At 36.3% G+C, this 21,539-nt stretch carries 20 protein-coding genes and 1 riboswitch; of the genes, 8 read left to right on the top strand and 12 right to left on the bottom strand.

From position 1 onward, the window contains the following. Positions 1–83: 83 nt before the first annotated feature. Positions 84–186, bottom strand: a riboswitch (TPP riboswitch). A gap of 203 nt (positions 187–389) precedes the next feature. The 3 genes from splB to lepB are packed head-to-tail and all read right to left on the bottom strand — an operon-like array spanning position 390 to position 2,274. Next, positions 390–1,418 carry a spore photoproduct lyase gene (gene splB, locus ACH6CY_RS04950; RefSeq protein ID WP_374066158.1) on the bottom strand — a complete coding sequence of 343 codons (1,029 nt, stop codon included), beginning with the start codon at positions 1,416–1,418 and terminating at the stop codon, positions 390–392. Then, positions 1,411–1,671, bottom strand: coding sequence for a transcriptional regulator SplA domain-containing protein (locus ACH6CY_RS04945; protein WP_374066157.1), 261 nt, complete (start codon positions 1,669–1,671; stop codon positions 1,411–1,413). Before ACH6CY_RS04945 ends, splB begins: the two co-directional genes overlap by 8 nt. 57 nt (positions 1,672–1,728) lie before the next feature. Next, complete coding sequence (gene lepB, locus ACH6CY_RS04940; protein ID WP_374066156.1) at positions 1,729–2,274, bottom strand: signal peptidase I; 546 nt, start codon at positions 2,272–2,274, stop codon at positions 1,729–1,731. Positions 2,275–2,470: 196 nt separating this feature from the next. Here lepB and ACH6CY_RS04935 point away from each other — a divergent pair, with 196 nt between their 5' ends. The 3 genes from ACH6CY_RS04935 (at position 2,471) to ACH6CY_RS04925 (ending at position 5,791) form a co-directional block, all read left to right on the top strand. Beyond that, positions 2,471–3,649, top strand: a complete 1,179-nt coding sequence (locus ACH6CY_RS04935) for a CynX/NimT family MFS transporter (RefSeq protein ID WP_374066155.1) — start codon at positions 2,471–2,473, stop codon at positions 3,647–3,649. 154 nt (positions 3,650–3,803) lie between these two features. Continuing rightward, complete coding sequence (locus tag ACH6CY_RS04930) at positions 3,804–4,340, top strand: NfeD family membrane protein (RefSeq protein ID WP_483874857.1); 537 nt, start codon at positions 3,804–3,806, stop codon at positions 4,338–4,340. A gap of 11 nt (positions 4,341–4,351) precedes the next feature. Further along, positions 4,352–5,791: a flotillin lipid rafts scaffold protein FloT gene (locus tag ACH6CY_RS04925; protein WP_374066153.1), complete on the top strand. Its 1,440-nt coding sequence runs from the start codon at positions 4,352–4,354 to the stop codon at positions 5,789–5,791. Positions 5,792–5,883: 92 nt separating this feature from the next. Here ACH6CY_RS04925 and ACH6CY_RS04920 read toward each other — a convergent pair whose 3' ends face one another. Continuing rightward, positions 5,884–6,357 carry a type I restriction-modification enzyme R subunit C-terminal domain-containing protein gene (locus tag ACH6CY_RS04920; protein WP_374066217.1) on the bottom strand — a complete coding sequence of 158 codons (474 nt, stop codon included), beginning with the start codon at positions 6,355–6,357 and terminating at the stop codon, positions 5,884–5,886. 456 nt (positions 6,358–6,813) lie between these two features. Here ACH6CY_RS04920 and ACH6CY_RS04915 point away from each other — a divergent pair, with 456 nt between their 5' ends. Next, positions 6,814–7,191, top strand: a complete 378-nt coding sequence (locus ACH6CY_RS04915; protein ID WP_374066152.1) for a hypothetical protein — start codon at positions 6,814–6,816, stop codon at positions 7,189–7,191. Beyond that, positions 7,137–7,958 (top strand): membrane protein insertase YidC, encoded by an 822-nt coding sequence (yidC, locus tag ACH6CY_RS04910; protein ID WP_374066151.1) that lies wholly within the window; start codon positions 7,137–7,139, stop codon positions 7,956–7,958. The genes ACH6CY_RS04915 and yidC overlap by 55 nt, the downstream gene beginning before the upstream one ends. Before the next feature lie 49 nt (positions 7,959–8,007). On the opposite strand, the gene ACH6CY_RS04905 is transcribed toward yidC, so the two are convergent. Continuing rightward, on the bottom strand, positions 8,008–8,427 hold the full coding sequence (locus ACH6CY_RS04905) for an organic hydroperoxide resistance protein (protein ID WP_374066149.1): 420 nt from the start codon (positions 8,425–8,427) through the stop codon (positions 8,008–8,010). 380 nt (positions 8,428–8,807) lie between these two features. Here ACH6CY_RS04905 and ACH6CY_RS04900 point away from each other — a divergent pair, with 380 nt between their 5' ends. Together ACH6CY_RS04900 and ACH6CY_RS04895 are read left to right on the top strand one after the other, a co-directional pair. Beyond that, on the top strand, positions 8,808–10,193 hold the full coding sequence (locus ACH6CY_RS04900) for a sodium:solute symporter family protein (RefSeq protein ID WP_374066148.1): 1,386 nt from the start codon (positions 8,808–8,810) through the stop codon (positions 10,191–10,193). Between the two features lie 101 nt (positions 10,194–10,294). Next, positions 10,295–11,395, top strand: a complete 1,101-nt coding sequence (locus ACH6CY_RS04895) for a M24 family metallopeptidase (protein WP_374066147.1) — start codon at positions 10,295–10,297, stop codon at positions 11,393–11,395. A gap of 114 nt (positions 11,396–11,509) precedes the next feature. On the opposite strand, the gene pflA is transcribed toward ACH6CY_RS04895, so the two are convergent. The 6 genes from pflA to ACH6CY_RS04865 form a co-directional block, all read right to left on the bottom strand. Next, positions 11,510–12,250, bottom strand: a complete 741-nt coding sequence (pflA, locus tag ACH6CY_RS04890; RefSeq protein ID WP_374066146.1) for a pyruvate formate-lyase-activating protein — start codon at positions 12,248–12,250, stop codon at positions 11,510–11,512. A 58-nt stretch (positions 12,251–12,308) separates the two neighbouring features. Further along, positions 12,309–14,564 carry a formate C-acetyltransferase gene (pflB, locus tag ACH6CY_RS04885; protein WP_374066145.1) on the bottom strand — a complete coding sequence of 752 codons (2,256 nt, stop codon included), beginning with the start codon at positions 14,562–14,564 and terminating at the stop codon, positions 12,309–12,311. Between the two features lie 473 nt (positions 14,565–15,037). Continuing rightward, complete coding sequence (locus ACH6CY_RS04880; protein ID WP_374066216.1) at positions 15,038–16,006, bottom strand: sugar phosphate isomerase/epimerase family protein; 969 nt, start codon at positions 16,004–16,006, stop codon at positions 15,038–15,040. A gap of 44 nt (positions 16,007–16,050) precedes the next feature. Further along, positions 16,051–17,082 carry a Gfo/Idh/MocA family protein gene (locus ACH6CY_RS04875; protein ID WP_374066144.1) on the bottom strand — a complete coding sequence of 344 codons (1,032 nt, stop codon included), beginning with the start codon at positions 17,080–17,082 and terminating at the stop codon, positions 16,051–16,053. 54 nt (positions 17,083–17,136) lie between these two features. Continuing rightward, positions 17,137–17,859 (bottom strand): ThuA domain-containing protein, encoded by a 723-nt coding sequence (locus ACH6CY_RS04870; RefSeq protein WP_374066143.1) that lies wholly within the window; start codon positions 17,857–17,859, stop codon positions 17,137–17,139. Positions 17,860–17,953: 94 nt separating this feature from the next. Beyond that, entirely contained in the window at positions 17,954–18,985 is a 1,032-nt protein-coding gene (locus tag ACH6CY_RS04865; RefSeq protein WP_374066142.1) for a Gfo/Idh/MocA family protein, read from the bottom strand. A 154-nt stretch (positions 18,986–19,139) separates the two neighbouring features. Between ACH6CY_RS04865 and ACH6CY_RS04860 the strand changes: the two genes are divergently transcribed. Beyond that, complete coding sequence (locus tag ACH6CY_RS04860) at positions 19,140–19,904, top strand: helix-turn-helix domain-containing protein (RefSeq protein ID WP_374066141.1); 765 nt, start codon at positions 19,140–19,142, stop codon at positions 19,902–19,904. Between the two features lie 203 nt (positions 19,905–20,107). Here the strand turns inward: ACH6CY_RS04860 and ACH6CY_RS04855 are convergent, their stop codons facing one another. Continuing rightward, the gene (locus ACH6CY_RS04855; protein ID WP_374066140.1) at positions 20,108–21,517 is read right to left on the bottom strand and encodes an MDR family MFS transporter; all 1,410 of its coding nucleotides are present in this window, start codon (positions 21,515–21,517) and stop codon (positions 20,108–20,110) included. Positions 21,518–21,539: the final 22 nt, after the last annotated feature.

Raw genomic sequence — 21,539 nt, 5'->3', positions numbered from 1 at the left:
AATCGAATACATACCAAATAAGAAAAACCACTCCTAAGCAATGGAGTGGTTGAATGCATTTATCTATCTTGTTGCATCAATTCAATGAACCGACTCCACTTTCCTACGCTGGCATGACCCAGTTCAGGTTCAAAGGGACCAAAGAATACTCTTTATCTCAGCCGGTAGGCGCCCCTAGTGGTTTCTATTTATTCATAGTATAATCTAAATTAATCATTATTTCACTTATTTGTCAAATATGCGGCATAACTTTTAAATCACACATCATGATTTATACTTATATGAAAGAATTGATTTGTTAGTAATCTTTAGACACGAAGCCTCGCCAGTGGAAAGTGAAGTATCTAAAAATTACCGTAGCATTAACATTTACTATGAATAATCTAAGATCACGTAAAATATTCAACAAAAGCAGTTGGAAATAATTTTTTAATTGTTTCAATAAACACTTGTTTCATCTCTTCTTGCTCTTGATCCGTGTAGACATACTTCCATATCCCATATCTTCCCCATTTGGTTTTTCGCTTCGATTCATTTAATTCCAATTTTGTCATTGGATAATTTTTTTGAATCACTCGTTTTGCCGGTTTTGTAAAGCGATGTTGGATAAGCTCAAAGGTTAAATCTTTCTTTGCTTCAGGAGGAAGTGTTGCCTCTAATTTTTCTAACATAGAAATATAACCTTCTCTCCACCCATCATGTAAATATATAGGCGCAATAATAAAACCTAATGGATAACCTGCCTGTGCAACCTTAGCAGCGGCTTCCAATCGCTCATGTAATCTAGAAGTACCCGGTTCAAAAAACTTAATGACATAATCATCATTTATACTAAAACGAAAGCGTGTCTTTCCTTTATGATCAGCATCTAAAAGATGATCAACATGAGCAAATTTTGTTACAAATCGTAATCGACCATGATCGGACTGACCAAAATATTCAATTGCTCCTTTTAACGTATGTGTTAGATGATCAATCCCAACAATATCAGATGTACAAGAGGCTTCAAAGCGAGTTATCTCAGGTGACCTTTCCTTCATGTATGCTTCCGCAGCATCAAAAATTTCTTCGGTATTCACATACGTGCGAATATACGGCTTACTTCCCATCGTTGTTTGTAAGTAACAATAATGACAGTGCCCCATACATCCTGTCGCAAACGGTATTGCATATTCTGCAGAAGGCTTTGACGTATCAAATTTTAATGTTTTTCTGAGACCCACCACAAGTGTTGATTTAGCGTTACGATACTTTTGAAAATCATTATCTCCAGGTAAATTGCGAACTTGATTATGTGACGTCGTTTCTCTAATTTCTATATCCATATTAGAAAATTTTTCATACAATGACTTCCCTAATGGATAATCCATTGCTTTAGGTTCAAAATAAACTAATTGAGGGACAAATGGCTTAACCATCGTATCCCTCAACTTCCGTATTACCGAATGCTTGTTGGAAAGCTACCTCTGCCTCATGCTCTGTTTGATAAATAGCAACTTCCTCAGAAAGCGGGTAATATGTTTCATACATGAATAATGCTAACTCATTTGGACGATTAGGATGATTTACCACTGCAGCCTGCTGAACATTGGCAACACCTTGAACATGTGGATTTCTTATAATCACATAAGCAACGTCACCTGGATGAAAAGATTTGTTTTCTATTTCCATATCTTTCACCTAACTTTCTTTAAGTTAGGTGTAGTGTCTCCTGAATGAAAAAAAATATTATTTAGGTATACCAATGGCATTTAATGGCCAAATACGAAAGACAACATCACCGATAACCGAATCTTCTTCAATAAAGCCAAACCTACGACTATCTCTACTGACTGGACGATTATCACCTAAAACAAATAAGTATCCATCTGGCACCACCGTCTCTCCTGTTATTTGTTCCAGTGTGAAATTTTCCGTAAAAGAATTACCGAAAAAAGCTTGCTTCTCATCGGTTAAATATTCTTCTTGATACGCTGTTCCATTAATATATAGTACATCATCCTTCATTTCAATCGAGTCGCCTGGTAATCCGATTACTCGCTTCACATAATTTTCATCGGCATCTGGGGCTTGAAAAGCAATTTCATCAAATCGATCAATTGGAGTGACCTTGCTAATCATAATACGGTCTCCATCTTGAAATGTTGGAAACATGGACTCTCCTTTGACAATCGAAGGCGTTATTAAAAATTCTCGTACTACAAACACAATCACTAATGCAATAATGATTGCTTTTAGCCACGAGAATAGCTCACGTACAATCCCATTAAGCATAAATTTCCACTTCTTTCTATAATAATCTATATTTTAATCAAAAGTATTATTTCTATTATTCTATCACTTATCTGTATCGTTATGTGAATGAATCTTTTAATTGTCCTAAGAAAATACTTTTTTGGAAAGTTGCTAGGTATGCCCTACTGTTTTATACTATCTTTATATAACACTTTATTCATTTGGAGTTGTCGTTATGTCGAAACGTTTTTCAACAAAAAATATATTATTTGTGATTGGAATTATTTTTGTAGCTTTCAATCTACGGCCTGCGATCACATCGGTCGGCCCATTAGTTGGTACTATCCGTGATCAAATGGGATTAGCAAATTGGAATGTTGGACTAATCACTAGTTTACCACTACTCTCTTTTGCAATTATGTCGCCATTAGCACCAAAACTACGTAACCGCGTAGGCAATGAACTTTCCGTCCTAATCGGACTAATTCTTTTATTCCTTGGTATCATTACTCGTATAATTCCTCATAGCATTCCATTGTATGCTGGAACAACTTTTATCGGGTTAGGCATTGCCATTTGTAATGTATTATTGCCAGGTATTATTAAAGAAAAATTTCCTAATCACATTGGCCCAATGACTGGCGTGTACACAACTTGCATGTCCGTTTTTGCCGCTATTGGCTCTGGTGTAAGTGTTCCACTAGCTGAAACAGCAGGATTAGGATGGGAGTATACCTTAGCCATTTGGTCTACTCTAACATTCATCGCTCTTATTATATGGTTCATTCTATATCGCACTCAACCAAAAACAACTGAACTTGATTTCTTTGCAACAACTGGAAGTAATCTTCTACGCTCTTTTTTAGCATGGCAAGTCACATTATTTATGGGATTACAATCGTTTTTATTTTACGTAACCATCTCTTGGTTGCCTGAAATATTACAAGCACAAGGCGTTTCCATTGCAACAAGTGGTTGGTTATTATCGTATATGCAATTTGTTAGTTTGCCCACTGCTTTCTTGACTCCAATCATTGCAGGACGGTTAAAAAAACAACAAAGTATTATTATTACACTCGGATCCATAGCAATTATCGGATTTAGTGGTATTTTATTAGCTGATTCCTTCCATTTTCTCGCCCTTTTCATTACACTAATTGGATTTGCTCAAGGTGGAAGTATGAGTTTAGCTCTTACATTATTAGGGTTACGAGCAAAGCACGCAAAGCAATCAGCCCAACTATCTGGCATGGCACAGTCATTTGGCTATTTACTCGCAGCAATTGGCCCCATTCTGATTGGCTCTATTTATGATTTTAGCCATTCTTGGACCATTCCAATCATCGTTATTCTACTTATATCAATTTTAATGATAGTATTTGGTATTGGTGCTACAAGAGATAAATATGTGTGATTTTTTGGTGTAAGAAATGTTTATCCATTCATGTATTGTTGTAAATTAATAGATGATAGAGCTGGCAAAGCATGAATTGAACACATGCTTTGCCCCTTTTTTTTAATATATTGGAGCTTTTTTTAAATTTAAAACGTATATATACTATAGCGTTTTGATAAAAGGAGGGGTACATATTGAGATTTTAGAAATTTATTGGATACTACTTTGGAGCAGTCTAGCCGTTGCGATCCTTTCATTGTTTTTAGGTGATATTTTTGAAGGGCTTTTTGAGGGGTTAGGAGAAGTGTTTAATCCATTACTCTTATTTGGAACACTAGCTGTTGTTAGTGGATCAGGCGTATTACTTACCAAATATACAGGTATTTCACACATCTATGTACTTATAATCAGTCTAATGATTGGATTACTTGCTTATTTCGTTATTTATTATTTATTAGTAATACCGCTCTCCAATGCAGAGAGCTCAACTTCCGTCTCTATTCATGATTTAGTCGGGAAAACTGGAGAGGTGATTACTTCCATCCCGGCTAATGGGTATGGTGAGGTTTTCATTGCTTCTACCAACGGAAGTAGAAGTGAAACAGCAAGAAGCTTTGATTATGTTGACTTAAAACAAGGAAGTGAGATTGTTGTGATTGAGGTAAAAGAACAAATTTTATATGTTGCTGCACTTACTAATGATTTATAGGAGGAGTAGAGATGGACTTTTTAATTGTAATTGGTGTTGTCGCTGCGATTATTGTTTCATTTGTTATACTGTTTGCAGTTCGTTATAAAACAGTGGGTGCAGACGATGCAATGATTGTCACTGGTAGTTTCTTAGGTAATAAAAACGTGCATAAAGTCGATGATGGTAGCGGAATAAAAATCGTTCGTGGTGGAGGCGCATTTATTGTTCCTGTGTTTCAACAAGCAGAGAATATTAGCCTTCGATCACACAGCTTAGATATATCTACACCAAATGTTTACACAGAAAACGGCGTTCCTGTTATGGCAAACGGTACCGCCATTATTAAAGTGCAAAGTACTACAGAAGGAATTGCTACTGCCGGTGAACAATTTTTAGGGAAAAACGATTCCGAATTACGTAAGGAAGCACAAGAAGTATTAGAAGGACATTTGCGAGCCATTCTCGGTACGATGACTGTAGAGGAAATTTATAAAAATCGTGAACGCTTTGCGCAAGAAGTACAAACTCAAGCAGCAGTTGACTTAAAGAAAATGGGCTTGCAGATTGTTTCTTTTACTATTAAGGATGTGCAAGATGATAATGGATACCTAGAGGCGCTAGGTAAACCACGTATTTCTGAAGTGAAGCGTGATGCCCAGATTGCTGAAGCGAATGCGTTAAGAGATGCTAGAATCAAAAGAGCTGAAGCAGAACGAGAAGGGAAAAGCGCAGAACTTGTGAGCGAAACACAAATCGCAGAAGCAACAAAACAAAAAGAACTTAAAATCGCTGCCTACAAACGCGAGCAAGATACAGCTAAAGCGGAAGCAGATATGGCGTACAAATTGCAAGAAGCAAAATCTGGACAACAAGTAAAACAAGAAGAGATGCAAGTTCAGCTTGTCGAGAAAAATAAACAGATTGAAATTGATGAAAAAGAAGTAATAAGAAAACAACGTCAATATGAAGCAGAAATTTCAAAAAAAGCGGAAGCAGAGCGTTATGCGACGGAACAAAAGGCAGAAGCAGACAAAGTTACTCGTGTGAAGCAAGCCGAAGCGGAAGCGGCACAAATTCGATTGGACGGGGAAGCTGAAGCGGACGCGATTCGAATGAAGGGTCTTGCCGAGGCAGAAGCAAAAGAAAAAATCGCAGACGCAATGGCCAAATATGGCGAAGCAGCTATATTAGAAATGATTATTACAATGCTTCCTGAATTTGCAGCAAGAGTAGCAGAACCTGTTGCTTCGATTGACAAAGTAACAGTGGTTGATAATAGTAATGGTGAAGGAGATGGCGCAACACGCATGAGCAGTTACGTGACCAAGCTAATGAGCCAACTCCCAGAAACTTTAAAAGACGTTTCCGGCGTTGATTTAAAAGGCATGTTAGACCAAGTAGCCAATAAAAATGAGCAGAAAATCAACGAAAACTTAAAGCCAACGACTACGAATACACCCGAAGTGTAAACATTCAAATCCCCCTACTATGTCTTTAATAAAAAGATGTAGGGGGATTTTACTTATTATAGTTGTTGGAGGAAGTTTAGCACTTTTTTTAGTTAAGCACCCTCTGTGAAATTAGTATTGTTGTTAATCTGGTCGATTACTTGAATAATACCTTGTGCATCTCCTATATTATTCTGAAATAATTCGGTAATGCTACCGAATGATCGAAATGGATCTTCTCTTAATACTTTTTTCTCCAAATAACCGTTGGAAACAATATAATCGACAATAAGATGAACAAATTTAATTTGATGACTATTCAATCGTTCCTCTGATAAAAACTCTGAAAAAGCTGCTAAAGCTGTGTTTCGATCAAGTCCTACCGTTTGATGAACCAGTCTTGTTATTGATGTATCACCAAACTCGTTTTGATAGTCTTCCTTTGTACCTAACTCATCCCATAAAATATGCTCTAATTGTTCCACATCTTGTTTCGTCAATGGTTTATTGTGATGCAACTTATAAATGGCTAGCTTGTCTTGATGTTCTTTTAAATATTGACTAACTCGTTTTCGATAGTTTTTCAGATCATTTGCACCATAAAAATTAGCTTTCCCCTCAGCTATTACTTCAAATTCATCTTTTGACGTGACTGTTAATCCAATTAAGATACTATCAAAGTAATCAAAGTTTGCCTTGTAGTTGTGATAAATAATAGGGTAACCTTCATCAATAATAATTAAATCAAAATAGCCTACTATAAATAACAGACTGTTTCCTAAATGCTAAAAAATCATCGCTTTTATTTTTGTATCTATTCAACGTTTATTTTCAATAAAAAAAGGGGACATGTTTTATTAAATTTATTCGTAAAATATAAGTCAATTTTTAACCTTCTACAATCCTTTGACATGTATACGTAAGAAACGAAAAAAATGTTTCGTAAATACTGAACTTGACACAAATCCGCCTTTGACTTTCCGCTATCATTGTATCATCATAAAATAAGACTTCAACTTTTCAAGCATAGGAGGTGAATACAGATGACATTAGAATTAATTGGACAATTATATAGTGACCTTCATCCAATGTATATTTATTTGACCTTTTATATTGCATTGATATGTTCCTATGGCTTGCTATATGTAACACATCATCAACTGTCCAAACAGCGTCATGCATTTAAAAATAATTATCACGCTGTCTATCTTCGTACACAAGAAGCAATCTTCCATCTTAGTCAGTGGCAAGACATTCGCAAATGGATCACGATAAAAATGAAGCGCAAAGAAAGCCCAGATGATGATGAAGACACCCATTCCTCCATATTCTATCTAAACTTACGAACATTACTAGGAGGAAAAATATGCACATACAATCTGTATTTACCTACATTAAAAAATATCGGTTTATTATTTTAGCTTTATTAGCGGTAATTGTCTTATCGGGCTGTCAAGCAGCTGCATCAGGCGAGCCAATTGATCCAGAAACAGCAGGATTTTTTGATAAATATTTTGTTCTAACATTCTCGGAGATTATAAAAGGCGTAGCGTCTTTCTTAGGAGGGAATTACGGTTTATCGATTATTTTTGTTACAGTGCTCATCCGTTTAGCGCTGATGCCACTAATGTTAAAACAATCAAAAAAAAGCTATCAAATGCGTGATAAGATGGCAATCATCAAACCTGAAATGGAAGCAATCCAAGAGAAATATAAAGGGAAAAAAGACGCTGAATCTAAAAACAAGATGCAACAAGAAACGATGCAACTTTATCAAAAGTATAATTTTAACCCCATTGCATCAATGGGGTGTCTACCAATGATTATTCAATTTCCAATTTTAATTGGGTTTTATTACGCAATTCGTACGACACAAGAAATTGCGCAACACAGCTTTTTATGGTTCAATCTCGGTCAAAGTGATTTAATCATGCCTTTTATTGCCGCTGCGATATATTTTATTCAATTTCGCGTCACACAAATTGGAATCGATCCTGCGCAAAAGAAACAGATGGCGTTTATGGGCTTGATATCCCCATTAATGATTGGATTTGTATCCTTCAATGCGCCAGCTGCTTTACCATTGTATTGGACAGTTGGAGGAATATTTTTAATTTGCCAACAACTATTGTCCAAAAAATTATATATGCCAAAACAGTCACTAGCATCGACTAGTACTGGCCAATAATAACAAAACCCCCTTTTGAGTGCATTCAGACAAAAGGGGGTTCTATTATTTATAATGCTTTAGCTACTACTTCTACGTCAATATTACCACGTGTTGCTTTGGAATATGGACAGAAATCATGCGCTTGTTTAGCTAATTCTTCTGCTTCTTGTTGTGAAACACCTTTGATTTCCACATGCAGTGTAACACCTATTTTAAATCCATTATCTGCTGGATCCTTCATTAAACTAACATCTGCTCTAATCGTAGAATCTATCTCTTTGTTCTGCTTAGAAGCCATTAAATTAAGTGCTCCATCGTAGCAAGCTGCATATCCCGCAGCAAATAACTGCTCTGGATTGGATCCTTTTTCACTCGATCCAGAACCAGGTTGAACGAGAGTCAAATCGATTAAACCGTCATCTGATTTAACATGACCCTCACGCCCACCTTTTGCTGTTGCATGAGAAGTAAATAATACGTTACTCAATTGAAACACTCCTTAAAGTAAGATTACAGGATTTTGACTATCCTACATGGAGTATTCCTGTTTCTCTCAATTTTAAACTTTTTTTATACTATTTCTTGCAAAAATATTGCTCCCTCGTATATTTAGGCATTTTTTCGTATAATCAAACAAAAAGGAGTCTAAAGTACTAAATGATATAATAAACTTATAAATGCCTAAATTAGCGGTTTGATTCGTTTTTTTAAGCATGTTATCATTTTAAAGTTAGCAAAAATAATAGATTTTTGAAAATTTATTATGTTTTAAAATCACGATTAACGTTTAATAAACAGTCGTGATTTTTATTTTATAAAAACATACGAAAACAAGAAAATAAAACACATCAGGAGTGTGACCTAGAAATGGAATTACAAGAAAACCCCCAGTTACTATGGTTTATTGGGGTATACGCCGTTCTTATGGTCGGCATCGGAATTTATATGTCAAAGAAAGTATCAAACAGTAAAGATTTCATTTTAGCTGGTAAAAGTCTCGGTCCTATTGTATTAATGGGGACTTTATTAGCAACATGGACAGGTAGTGGAAGTATTTCAGGGGGGGAAACATCTGTTGCTTTTAGTTTTGGGATTTTTCCTTCATTAATGTTAATGATCCCAACGATTATTGGTATTTTCATTCTTTATACGATCGCCCCTAAGATTCGAGCCTTTGGCAAATATACGATCTCAGGCATCCTTGAAGCAAAGTATGGCCCTTTTGCACGTAATCTTGCAAGTGTAATTGTTATCTTAGCTTACGTAGGTATTGTCTCTTATCAAATGACTGGTCTTGGATTCATATTAAATTTAACTACTGGAATGAGCGTTGAACTTGGTACTATCATTGCATCTGGATTAATTATATTCCTTGCTATGATTGGCGGACTGCGCTCTGTATCGCAAACAGATGCCATTAGTGGATTTTTAATGGTCGGTGCCTTAATTATTACCGTTCCGATTATTATTTCTGTCGCCGGAGGATGGGACACGATTGTTGCTAATGTGCCAGATTCCCATATGACAACGACTGGTGGATTGACGACAATTCAATTGATGGGCTATTTATTGCCATCATTATTTCTTTTATTAAGTGATCAAAACATGTATCAACGTTTAGCTGCTTCAAATGGGGATAAGTCAGCAAAACGTGCAGCGCTGAGTTGGTTAGGTGTGATGCTCCTTATTTCACCAGCTATTTCTATTATTGCCTTTGCCTCTCGCTCACTCTTTCCAGACATTGACCCTGGAATGGCATTAATGACAACTACAACTGTATTACCATTAGGTGTCGGTGGAATTCTACTAGCAGCTGCTGCCGCATTTATTATTACAACAGGAAATTCCTATTTACTTTCCGCAGCAACAAATATGACGTATGATATATATGGAAAGTATATTAATAAGCATCCATCAGACAAAAAACAATTAGTTATGACGAAAGTATTTATTATTGTCCTTGGTGTGTTATCTTATTTATTAATCAGTTTTTTCCCGACAGTATTAGAAGTTCAAATGTATTCTTACACCGTTTATGGCGCGGGAATCACACCTGCTATTTTAGCAGTATTCTTTTGGAAACGGGTAACAACAATAGGCGGTATTTCTTCCATGATTGCTGGTGTTGTCACCACATTAGTATGGGAGTTAGTACTTAACACACCATTTGAATTAAACAGTTCTGTTGTTTCTGTTCCAGTAGCAATTATTATTTTAATTCTAGTATCATTAGCTACACAAAAGAAAAATTAAATGAGACAGCGGTGAGGGACATGACTGAATCATGTTCCTTATTCCATTTCACGTAAGCAGGTCTTGTGACAATTAATTGAAATAATAAAGGAGTTTTTGATATGAATCAACGTTTGCAAATTTTGAAAAATTGGTTACATCAAGAAGAAGTGGAAGTTGCTTTTTTAAATTCCCCAGAAAATGTATATTATTTATCTGATTTTCTTACTGATCCACACGAACGCTTAATGGGAATCCTTGTATTTAAACAGGCTGAACCAATATTTCTTTTACCATCAATGGAAGTGAATCAACTAAAAGATACCGGTTGGAAATATGAAATTATCGGCTATGCTGATCACGAGAATCCTTGGGACTTCATCCAAGTATCACTTGAAGCTAGAGAGGTCACGGAAGCAAAGGCTGTTGCTCTTGAAAAAGAAGTGCTTTCATATGGACGTTCCGAGTCATTACTTCAATTTTTCCCGAAGGCACGTGTTCGTTCCGTTGAAGATAAGTTGAATGAGATGCGTGTTGTAAAAGATGCTAATGAAATTGAGATTATTAAGCGCGCTACCAAAATGGCGGATTATGGTGTTCAAGTAGGAATTGACGCGCTTGAAGAGGGCATTACTGAAATGGAGGTACTAGCTAAAATTGAGTATGAACTAAAGAAAAAAGGCATTCGAGAAATGTCGTTCTCTACGATGGTTTTATTTGGCGAGAAATCTGGTGATCCACACGGTAATCCTGGAAATCGCAAATTGAAGGCTGGAGATATGGTTTTATTCGATTTAGGCGTGGTTCTTGATGGCTACTGCTCAGACATTACAAGAACAGTTGCCTATAAATCTGTGACAGATAAACAGAAAGAAATCTATGATATTGTATTAAAAGCTGAACTTGCAGCTTTAGAGGCGAGTAAACCAGGTGTTCGTATTGGTGATCTTGATACGGTCGCAAGAGATATCATTACAGAAGCGGGATATGGCGACTACTTCCCACATCGAATCGGCCATGGCATGGGAATTAATGTACACGAGTTCCCTTCAATGAGCCATTTAAACGATGGTATTTTGAAAGAAGGGATGATTTATACGATTGAACCCGGCATTTATATACCTGGTTTAGGCGGCGTTCGAATTGAAGATGATGTACTAATTACGAAAGACGAATGCGAGACACTAACAAAGTTTCCGAAAGAACTACAAATTATAGAGTAAAATTTTTGCGTGAGCGCCGATATTTTTGCGTGCTCATCTCCCAAAACCGGAGATGAGCATTTTTTCTCTAATAGAAAAAACTCTAAAAAAAAGAAGCCGCATTTGGCTTCTCTTCTATGATATGAATTTCTCTCGATTTAAAATATCTTCAGCATTCTTCACACGGTCTTCTGTTGGAGGTTCTACTCCTTCAAGCGGATATTCAAGACCGAGCGTTTCCCACTTATAAACACCGAGTTTATGATAAGGCAATACCTCTATTTTCTCAACGTTATCTAGCGTAGCAATAAAATCAGATAATCGTTGTAAATAAATATCATTGTCACTATGACCAGGAACTAATACGTGGCGAACCCAAATTGGTACATTTTTTTGATCCAAATATTTTGCCATATCAATGATATGTTCGTTTGATACACCTGTTAATTCTTTATGTTCAACTGGGTCAATATGCTTCAAGTCTAATAATACTAAATCAGTTACTTCCAATAGTTTATCTAAATTTTCCATGAAACGAGGTGAGCGACTAAAACAACCGGCAGAACTATCAATTGTTGTGTGGACACCTAACTTCTTAAGTTCAGTAAATAATTCAACTAGGAACTCAGCCTGAAGTAACGGTTCTCCTCCACTTACTGTTACCCCACCATTGGTTGATTGGAAAAAAGGAAGATAGCTTTTAATATCTTTCACTAAATCTTCTACTGACATCTCTTTCCCTTCACCCATTTTCCACGTATCAGGGTTATGACAAAATTTACAACGCAAAAGACATCCTTGTGTAAAAATGACATAACGTAAGCCAGGTCCGTCTACTGTACCACATGTTTCTATTGAATGAATTCGACCTTTCATGTTGTTCGCCCTCCCCTAAATTTCAGAAATAAGAAGGGAAATCCCTTCTTATTTCGTCTTACATACTTTCATGGAACGTACGATTAATTACGTCAATTTGTTGTTCTCTTGTTAATTTAATAAAGTTAACAGCATAGCCAGATACACGGATTGTCAATTGTGGATATTCTTCTGGATGATCCATTGCATCTAGTAACGTTTCACGGTCAAATACGTTTACGTTTAAGTGATGACCATTTTTAATAGCATAACCGTCTAGCATTCCTGCTAAATTGGCTTTTCTCGCATTTTCATCTTTACCTAATGCTTTAGGTACAATAGAGAATGTGTTAGAAATACCATCTAGCGCATATTCATATGGCATTTTTGCAACTGAGCTTAATGAAGCCAGTGAACCGTTTTTGTCACGTCCGTGTAATGGGTTTGCACCTGGAGCAAATGGTTCGCCCGCTTTACGGCCATCTGGTGTGTTACCAGTTTTCTTACCATATACAACGTTAGAAGTAATTGTAAGAATAGATTGTGTATGAACAGAATTACGATACGTATGGTGTTTCTTAATTTTGTTCATAAAGGTTTTAACAAGATCAGCTGCAATATCATCTACACGATCATCATTGTTTCCGTATTTAGGGAAATCTCCTTCAATTTCATAGTCAACAACAAGACCATCTTCATCACGAATTGTTCTTACTTTAGCATATTTTATCGCACTCAATGAGTCTGCAACAACAGAAAGTCCTGCAATCCCACATGCCATAGTACGCAATACTTCACGATCATGCAATGCCATTTCTATTCTTTCATAGCTATATCTATCATGCATGTAGTGAATGATGTTTAACGCATTTACATATAGTTCTGATAACCAATCTAAGATTGTATCGTATTTCTTCATTACTTCATCATAGTCTAAATATTCAGAAGTGATTGGTGCATAGTTTGGAGCTACTTGGATTTTTAGCTTCTCATCTACTCCACCATTAATTGCATAAAGTAATGCTTTTGCAAGGTTTGCACGAGCACCAAAGAACTGCATTTGTTTACCAATGCGCATTGCTGATACACAACATGCGATACCATAGTCATCACCATAATGTTCACGCATCAAATCGTCATTTTCATATTGAATAGAGCTTGATTTAATAGACATATTAGCACAATATTTTTTGTAGTTATCAGGCAACTTCGTAGACCATAACACCGTTAAGTTTGGCTCTGGAGCTGGTCCTAGATTATCTAACGTGTGCAAGAAACGATAAGAGTTCTTCGTAACTAATGGACGACCATCTTCTGCAATACCTGCTAATGATTCTGTTACCCAAGTTGGGTCACCACTAAATAATTCATTATATTCAGGTGTTCTTGCAAATTTCACAAGACGCAGCTTCATTACGAAATGGTCAACTAACTCCTGTGCTTCTTCTTCCGTTATTACTCCGTTTTGAATATCTCTTTCTACATAAATATCTAAGAAAGTAGATACACGACCTAGACTCATTGCAGCACCATTTTGCTCTTTAATTGCTGCTAAATATCCAAAGTATAACCATTGGAAAGCTTCTTGTGCAGTTGTTGCTGGTTTTGAAATATCAAACCCGTAAGCTGCGCCAAGCTGCTTTAGTTCTTGTAACGCACGAATTTGTTCTGATGTTTCTTCACGGTCACGGATAATATCATCTGTCATTGTTCCGTTACCAATTAGATCAAGATCTTTTTTCTTTTCGGCAATCAAGTGATCCATACCATAAAGTGCTACACGACGATAGTCACCAATGATACGTCCACGTCCGTATGCATCAGGTAATCCTGTTACAACACCCGCTTTACGAGCCGCTCTAATTTCTGGTGTGTACGCATCAAATACACCTTGGTTATGTGTTTTACGGTAATCTGTAAAAGTTTTTACTACTTCATCATCAATTTTATATCCATAAGATTCTGCAGCAGCTACTGCCATACGAATTCCACCAAATGGTTGTAATGAGCGTTTGAATGGCTCATCTGTTTGAACACCGACTACTTTTTCTTGTTCTTTATTCAAATATCCGGCGCCATGAGAAGTGATTGTAGATACGATTTTTGTATCTAAATCATACACTCCTCCATTCTCACGTTCTTTCTTCGTAAGATCCATTACTTTGTCCCATAATGCTTTTGTTGCATCGGTTGGGCCAGCTAGAAATGCTTCATTTCCTTCATATAACGTAAAATTCTTTAAAATAAAATCACGAACATCAATTTCCTTTTGCCATTTACCTTCACGGAAGCCATCCCAAGGATTTTTTTGTGTAACTTCTTCTGCTACTTTCATTTCCTTTACCTCCTTAAATAATAACATTTGTCTATTTATGCACAAATGTTTAACAATTATCCTTTAACTTAACTACATTATATACCTTCTCAACCATAAAATAAAGTGAAAAAGATCACATTTTTAAACTGTTATAATAAATGTTCTTAAAATGTTCAAATTTTAACACGATAAAGTTTTGATGTAAAACACAAATACAGCATCCGCATACAACGTTGATATATCAATGTTTTTATTACGTGATATAAAACACAAATTAAAGTTATATAATTATAACAGATAAACTGTACTATACTGTTATAGTTATATAAAATGAAATTATTATAACAGAAATTCAGAATTAAATTCTAAATAGTTTACTTGCTTTATATTTTATTTGTTCTGAAATATTGGCTGATAATCTGTAATGTTTATTTAAAAACAAGAAAAACACCTGTTTTCTTCATTAAAAAGAAATAGGTGTTTCTCTTTGCTTATGCCCACCACATATCGGCAGGTTGCTCATAAATCATAACAGATTTTAAATTTTCTACAGCACGCATGAAACCTTCTTCAATGGACATGATTGGGTCTTCGTGTTCGATGCTAACAACATGATCATAACCATATGTTCGAAGCGCACTAATAATATCACTCCATACCTTTACCGAATGACCATAGCCTACAGAACGGAAACTCCATGCACGTGATTGTACTTTGCTATATGGTTGCATGTCTGTTAACCCATACATATTGACATGTTCTTGATCAATATAGGTATCTTTTGCATGAAAATGATGAATTGCATTTGCCTTACCCAAAATCTTCACTGCTGCCACAGGGTCAATTCCTTGCCACCATAAATGACTTGGGTCAAGATTTGCACCAATTGCTTCACCCGTTTGTTCACGTAATTTTAACATTGTATGTGGCGTGTGAACTAAAAAACCAGCATGAAGTTCTATCCCAATTTTAACGTTGTTTTCTATAGCAATTGCGTTGATCTCTTTCCAATAAGGAACAAGCTTTTCTTCCCACTGCCATTTTAGCACCTCACTGTACTCCTCTGGCCAAGGAGTAACTGGCCAATTCGGAAATTTTCCACCCTCAGAATCACCAGGGGTACCAGAGAATGTATTAACAACAGGCACATTCATAAGCCCAGCAAGTTTAATTGTTTTAACCAATGTGTCATGTGACGCTTTTCTAAAAACTACATCTGGAGAAATAGGGTTTCCATGACAACTTAGTGCACTAATGGTTAAGCCACGTGATGTCACTTTTTCTAAAAAAGAAGTACGTGCTTGTTCATTTTCTAATAATGTATTTAATTTTAAGTGTGCATCACCAGGATAACCTCCAGTACCAATCTCAACCGCATCTAGACCAGCATTTTTTACGTAATCTAACATCGACTCTAACTTTTTATCTGAAAATAGTACTGTGAATACACCTAACCGCATCATCGATTCACTCCCTGTATATGTTACTAACATTATTTTAAATATTACTGGCTTAAGGTAATTTTCTTTCCTGTCTCATTTGATTCTATTGCAGCAAGAATAATTTCTAATGACTTTTTACCTTCTTCACCGTCAATTAGAGGTTTCTCATTCGCTTGTATCTTATGAATAAAGTGATCAATCACCCCTGTTGAGGTTTGTTTTCCTTCTTCATTTGATTGAATTGCTCCTAATTCATAGTTAACTCTGCTTCCACTCGTATACGTTGCAATCAAGCTATAGTTAGGATCATCTTCTATGCGAAGCACCCCTTTTTCTCCATAAATCACTGTGGCATTATCTTCGTTCACTTTATACGCCCAGCTTGCAGTCAATGTACCGATAATACCTGATTGGCTTTTTAAAATACAAACAGCATTATCGTCAACGGTAATGTTATCTTTCGCATTTGCTTCTACAATGGCTGATACATCAGTAAATTCCTCACCTAAAATGTAGCGAATAAGGTCGGCTTTATGTACGCCTAAGTCACCCATTGCACCCATGATCGCATCTTCTTTTCTAAAAAACCACGATTCTTTCCCATCTGCACTCCAGCCTTCTGGACCACCATGACCAAAAGCTGTCCGGAAGCTATAAACTTTTCCAATAGCCCCTTCTGCTATTAAATCTTTCGCCTTTTTATGTGAAGGAACAAAGCGTTGGTTATGCGCAATCATCAATGTTTTACCACTTTTCTCACTTGCGACAATCATCGCTTGGGCCTCTTCTTTTGTTGTTGCCATTGGTTTTTCACACAACACATGATTGCTGTAGTTAAGAGCTGCAATGGAAACAGGTGCATGAAGCACGTTAGGTAGACACACACTAACCACATCTAACGATTCCTTTTCAAGCATCTCATTATAATCGGTATAGACTGCTCCACCATAAATTTCTTGCATTGCTTTAGCACGCTCTTCTACAATGTCACATAAAGCGACTATCTCAACTTGATTATTCTGATTGTATTCTGGTAAATGTCGGTGCTTACTAATACTACCGCATCCAACAACTGCTACTTTAATTTTTCCCATGTTTCATCACTCCTTGAAATTTCAATTTTGATCAGAGTACCGTAATCCTATGTTTTAATCTTTCTTTGAAATCTTTTCAATTGATGCGTGGTTTCCATAGCTCGGTTGATGCGTATCCGTTAGCTTTAACCATGTAACAGCATTTTTAATTACCGTTTGAATTTCGTCATTATAATAGGTTGGATATGTTTCATGCCCTGGTCTAAAATAGAAGACTTTCCCACGTCCACGTTTATACGTTGCACCACTCCGAAAGACTTCTCCACCTTCAAACCAGCTAACAAAAAGAAGTTCATCCGGTGTCGGAATATCAAAATGTTCGCCGTACATTTCTTCTTTTTCAAGCTCGATATAACTTCCGAGACCTGATGTGATTGGGTGTGTTGGGTCAATCACCCATAATCGCTCACGATCATCCGCTTCACGCCATTTTAAATCACAGCTTGTTCCCATTAAACGTTTGAAAATTTTCGAAAAATGAGCCGAGTGTAGGATAAGTAACCCCATACCTTGAAGAACACGTTGTTGAATTTTGTCTACCCATTCGTCTTTCACTTCATCATGAGCTAAGTGTCCCCACCAAATTAAGACGTCTGTTTGGTTTAATAAATTATCAGACAAGCCATGGTTCTCTTCATCTAATGTCGCAGTTACTACCTCGTGACCTGCTTCTGTTAAAAAATCACAAATCGCACCATGTATACCTTTTGGATAAATTTCTCTTACTTTTTGATTTTTTTGTTCATGCCTGTTTTCGTTCCAAATTAATATACGCACTGTTTAGCCACCTTCATTTCACTTTACTTTGTTTTATATGATGAGTGATAATTTACGATGTTCAAACACTATCATCATATTTCTAGTTAACCGATTAAAATTGAACGCGTTGATTTGTTTTTCCGGATTGATAGATAGCATGAATCATTTGTTGCGTCTTTAATCCTTCTTCTGCAGGAATATCTAGTTGATTGACTTTTCCTTGTAAAAAATCATAGAAATTATTGATTTGCTTTACGTGACTTACACCCCAATACCCTTTTACACCTGAATCATACGTAAACGCCTCAAGCGGGTTATGATCTGCAATAAAGGTTCGACCATCATGTAATGTCACAGTTGCTTGATCTGCTACCATCTTTGCGATTCCTTTTTCACAGTGTAATTCAATTTCTACAGGGGCATCATAAGTATAATAGTTAATTGCGTGAAAAGCTGTCACAACACCATTTCGATAAGCAATAATCCCTTCAGCAGCATCTTCTACCTCTATAAATTGATGAGCGCGGTTACTGATGGAAGCATCAACATATTCCAATTCACTATCAACAAACCAACGCATTAAATCCATTGTATGAATCGCTTGATCAATAATCACACCACCACCTTCTTTATCCCATGTACCTTTCCAATCACTGTTTTGGTAATATGTATCAGAACGATCCCATGTCACCTGAAGTTTCCCTGATTTAATCCGACCTAACTCGCCTGAAAGAAGCATATTCTTTATCAATTGTGATCCTGGGTTGTATCGATTCTGAAAGATCACACCAAGGGTGACACCATTTTCCTTTGCACCGTCTAGCATCGCTTTTGCATCTTCATAATGAATCGCCATTGGCTTTTCTGTCATAACATGGATTTTTCGTTTTGTTGCGGCCGCAGTTGCTGGCGCATGTAGATGATGCGGCAGACATATATGGACAACATCCAGCTGTTCTTGATCCATCATGTTTTCATAATCTTCATAGGCCTTAGCGTTATATTGCATTGCCTTTTCATCTGCACGTTGTTTCTTAACGTCACATACAGCAACAAGATCCAGATCCTCTCGTTCCATTACACTAGCTGCATGCATAGGGAAAATATTTCCGCAACCAATTATTCCTACTTTTTGTTTCTTCACTATTAATCACCTCTAATATTTTTAAGCGTTTACAATACATTATTTGATTAACATTTGTTATCTTCAACATTACCTTACCGCTTCTTTTCATATTTTTATATAGATGATATGATCAATTCATATCCTATCTTGCTACAAATGAGGAGATGCGCTTATGAAAATCGATCACTGTAGTTATTCATTTCATACAAATGGTTATCACGAAACAAGGAAAAACGGGTTTGAAATGTTTTTAATTCGATTACAAACAGAAGGTAAAGGACAAACAACATTAAGAACGAGAACTTATGCACTCGAGAAAGGAGATATTATCTTTGTTCCAGAAGAAACATACTATAAACTAAACATTGAACCAAATCAAAAAAGTGGGGATTTTCATTTATTAGTAACCGGAGAGTGGTTAACTAATTGGTGGCATAGAAATGAAAGACCTGATCATGCTTCCTTATCGTCCATTGATAAAATTATTTTCCTATGGCGCCTGTTAGCGACGGAAAAATTGCGCCCAAATCATGAGCAAAACCACCAATTAAACACCAATCTATTTAAAAGTATTATGCTAATGATTGAAGAAGAGATTAAAGCGCGCCATTCCATCCATCGTCCATTTATTGTGACACGCATGATGCGCTATATCGAAGAACACGCATTGGGGCCTTTAACACTTGAGCAAGTGGCCAATGAAGTTGAACTCAGTGTGTCACGGGCAAGTCATTTATTTAAAGATCATACCGGAAAAACAATGATTCAATACGCACAACATATTAAACTCGAGGCCGCTATGAACCAAATGAAATATACGAATATGACCCTAGAACAGATTGCACTTACATGCGGATTCGGTAATTATCCTTATTTTCATCGTTTATTTACAAGGGTACATCGTCAGTCTCCAAGTCATTATCGCAAGAGGCATTAATTAATTAATTAATACCTTTTTTCTTTTCGTAACTCTTAAAAATTATAGTCACACAAAAATAAGACATTTAGCCCAACTCATCCAAAAAAAGATAGTTGGTTACCAAATGTCATATCGTTGTGCGCTATTAATTAGCTGTATTGTTTTATTGCCCCTAAAAGAAATGGAAATACTCAAAGCTATAGTCCATTGACTAGCTACATTTACGCTTCTTTTTGTTCCTGGGGATTGGTTCCTTTAATAAAGAAGGATAGCACAAGCCCCATCACAGTTAAGCCAGTTGCAACATAAAAAGCGATATTCACACCATGAATTAAATCACTAGGTGCAGCATTCGGACCACTGTCTAAAGCAGAAGTTGTCATCACTGTCACTAGAATAGCAGTTCCAATTGAAGCTGCAACTTGTCGCAAGGTATTGTTCATTGCCGTTCCGTGTGCAATCAATCGAACTGGTAGTTGATTTAATCCAGCTGTTGTTACTGGCATCATAACCATAGACATCCCAAACATCCGTATTGCAAAAACGATTGTTAAAAATATTAATGACGTTTCTGCTGACAAGTTTGTAAATAAAAATGTTGTTATTGTAATAATAGACAGTCCCACTATTGCTAAATATCTTGCACCAATTTTATCAAAAATACGACCAGTCACTGGAGACATGAACCCCATTAATAAGGCACCTGGCATAATCATTAGTCCCGATTCAAGAGGAGAAAAACCAGCGTATTGTTGCATATAAATTGGAAGAATTGTTTCAGAACCAATCAGTCCCATAAATACAATCATTCCAATCACAGTTGCAATGGCGAATGTTTTGGATTTCAATACCCGAAACTCTAAAATCGGTTGCTCTAGTTGGAACTGTCTGTGAATAAAGAATACTAACGCAATAACCCCAATAATCAAAGAACTAATAACTTGAGGAGAGCTCCAATCTCCACTCCCCGCACTACTAAAACCAAATAACAAACCACCAAACCCTAAAGTAGACAGAACGATCGATAAAATATCTAATTTAGGAAAAGTGCGTTCTGTAACATTTTTCATAAAAATATACACTAAAATAATATCTACAATAATAATTGGTAATATAATAAAAAACATCATTCTCCACGGATATGTTTCAACAATCCACCCAGATAATGTCGGACCAATTGCTGGAGCAAATGAAATAACTAATCCGACAGTCCCCATAGCAGCTCCCCTTTTTTCTATTGGGAATATTGTTAAAAATACTGTCATCATTAATGGCATCATAATTCCAGCACCGCTTGCTTGAATCACTCTTCCTACCATTAAGATTGAAAATGTTGGGGCAACCCCACAAATCAATGTTCCTAGGGCAAAAATGGATAGTGCGCTTAACACTAACCTTCTTGTAGTAAATGTCTCAATTAAAAAAGCTGTGATTGGTATCATGACGCCATTCACAAGCATAAAAATTGTTGTTAGCCATTGCGCAATGTTCTCTTCTATTTGAAAATCATTCATCACATGTGGTGTTGCTGTTGCAAAAAGCGTTTGATTTAAAAGAGAAACAAATCCACCAGCCAACAGAATGAAGACAATTCGTGTTCGATTAAATTTTTGTGTATTTTCGTTAGTCATGTTACCACTCCCCTTCTATTTT

Origin of the sequence: Paraliobacillus sp. JSM ZJ581, assembly GCF_044383835.1 — a bacterium.
In the GTDB taxonomy this organism is placed as follows: domain Bacteria; phylum Bacillota; class Bacilli; order Bacillales; family Amphibacillaceae; genus Paraliobacillus.
Note: the sequence above shows the minus strand (reverse complement) of the source record. Positions and strands in the feature narration are given on the sequence as shown.

Coding starts and splice junctions, on each gene's coding strand:
- splB (WP_374066158.1), bottom strand. CDS start 1,418: ATGGTTAAGCCATTTGTCCCTCAATTAGTTTATTTTGAACCTAAAGCA.
- ACH6CY_RS04945 (WP_374066157.1), bottom strand. CDS start 1,671: ATGGAAATAGAAAACAAATCTTTTCATCCAGGTGACGTTGCTTATGTG.
- lepB (WP_374066156.1), bottom strand. CDS start 2,274: ATGCTTAATGGGATTGTACGTGAGCTATTCTCGTGGCTAAAAGCAATC.
- ACH6CY_RS04935 (WP_374066155.1), top strand. CDS start 2,471: ATGTCGAAACGTTTTTCAACAAAAAATATATTATTTGTGATTGGAATT.
- ACH6CY_RS04925 (WP_374066153.1), top strand. CDS start 4,352: ATGGACTTTTTAATTGTAATTGGTGTTGTCGCTGCGATTATTGTTTCA.
- ACH6CY_RS04915 (WP_374066152.1), top strand. CDS start 6,814: ATGACATTAGAATTAATTGGACAATTATATAGTGACCTTCATCCAATG.
- yidC (WP_374066151.1), top strand. CDS start 7,137: ATGCACATACAATCTGTATTTACCTACATTAAAAAATATCGGTTTATT.
- ACH6CY_RS04900 (WP_374066148.1), top strand. CDS start 8,808: ATGGAATTACAAGAAAACCCCCAGTTACTATGGTTTATTGGGGTATAC.
- ACH6CY_RS04895 (WP_374066147.1), top strand. CDS start 10,295: ATGAATCAACGTTTGCAAATTTTGAAAAATTGGTTACATCAAGAAGAA.
- pflA (WP_374066146.1), bottom strand. CDS start 12,250: ATGAAAGGTCGAATTCATTCAATAGAAACATGTGGTACAGTAGACGGA.
- pflB (WP_374066145.1), bottom strand. CDS start 14,564: ATGAAAGTAGCAGAAGAAGTTACACAAAAAAATCCTTGGGATGGCTTC.
- ACH6CY_RS04880 (WP_374066216.1), bottom strand. CDS start 16,006: ATGCGGTTAGGTGTATTCACAGTACTATTTTCAGATAAAAAGTTAGAG.
- ACH6CY_RS04875 (WP_374066144.1), bottom strand. CDS start 17,082: ATGGGAAAAATTAAAGTAGCAGTTGTTGGATGCGGTAGTATTAGTAAG.
- ACH6CY_RS04860 (WP_374066141.1), top strand. CDS start 19,140: ATGAAAATCGATCACTGTAGTTATTCATTTCATACAAATGGTTATCAC.
- ACH6CY_RS04855 (WP_374066140.1), bottom strand. CDS start 21,517: ATGACTAACGAAAATACACAAAAATTTAATCGAACACGAATTGTCTTC.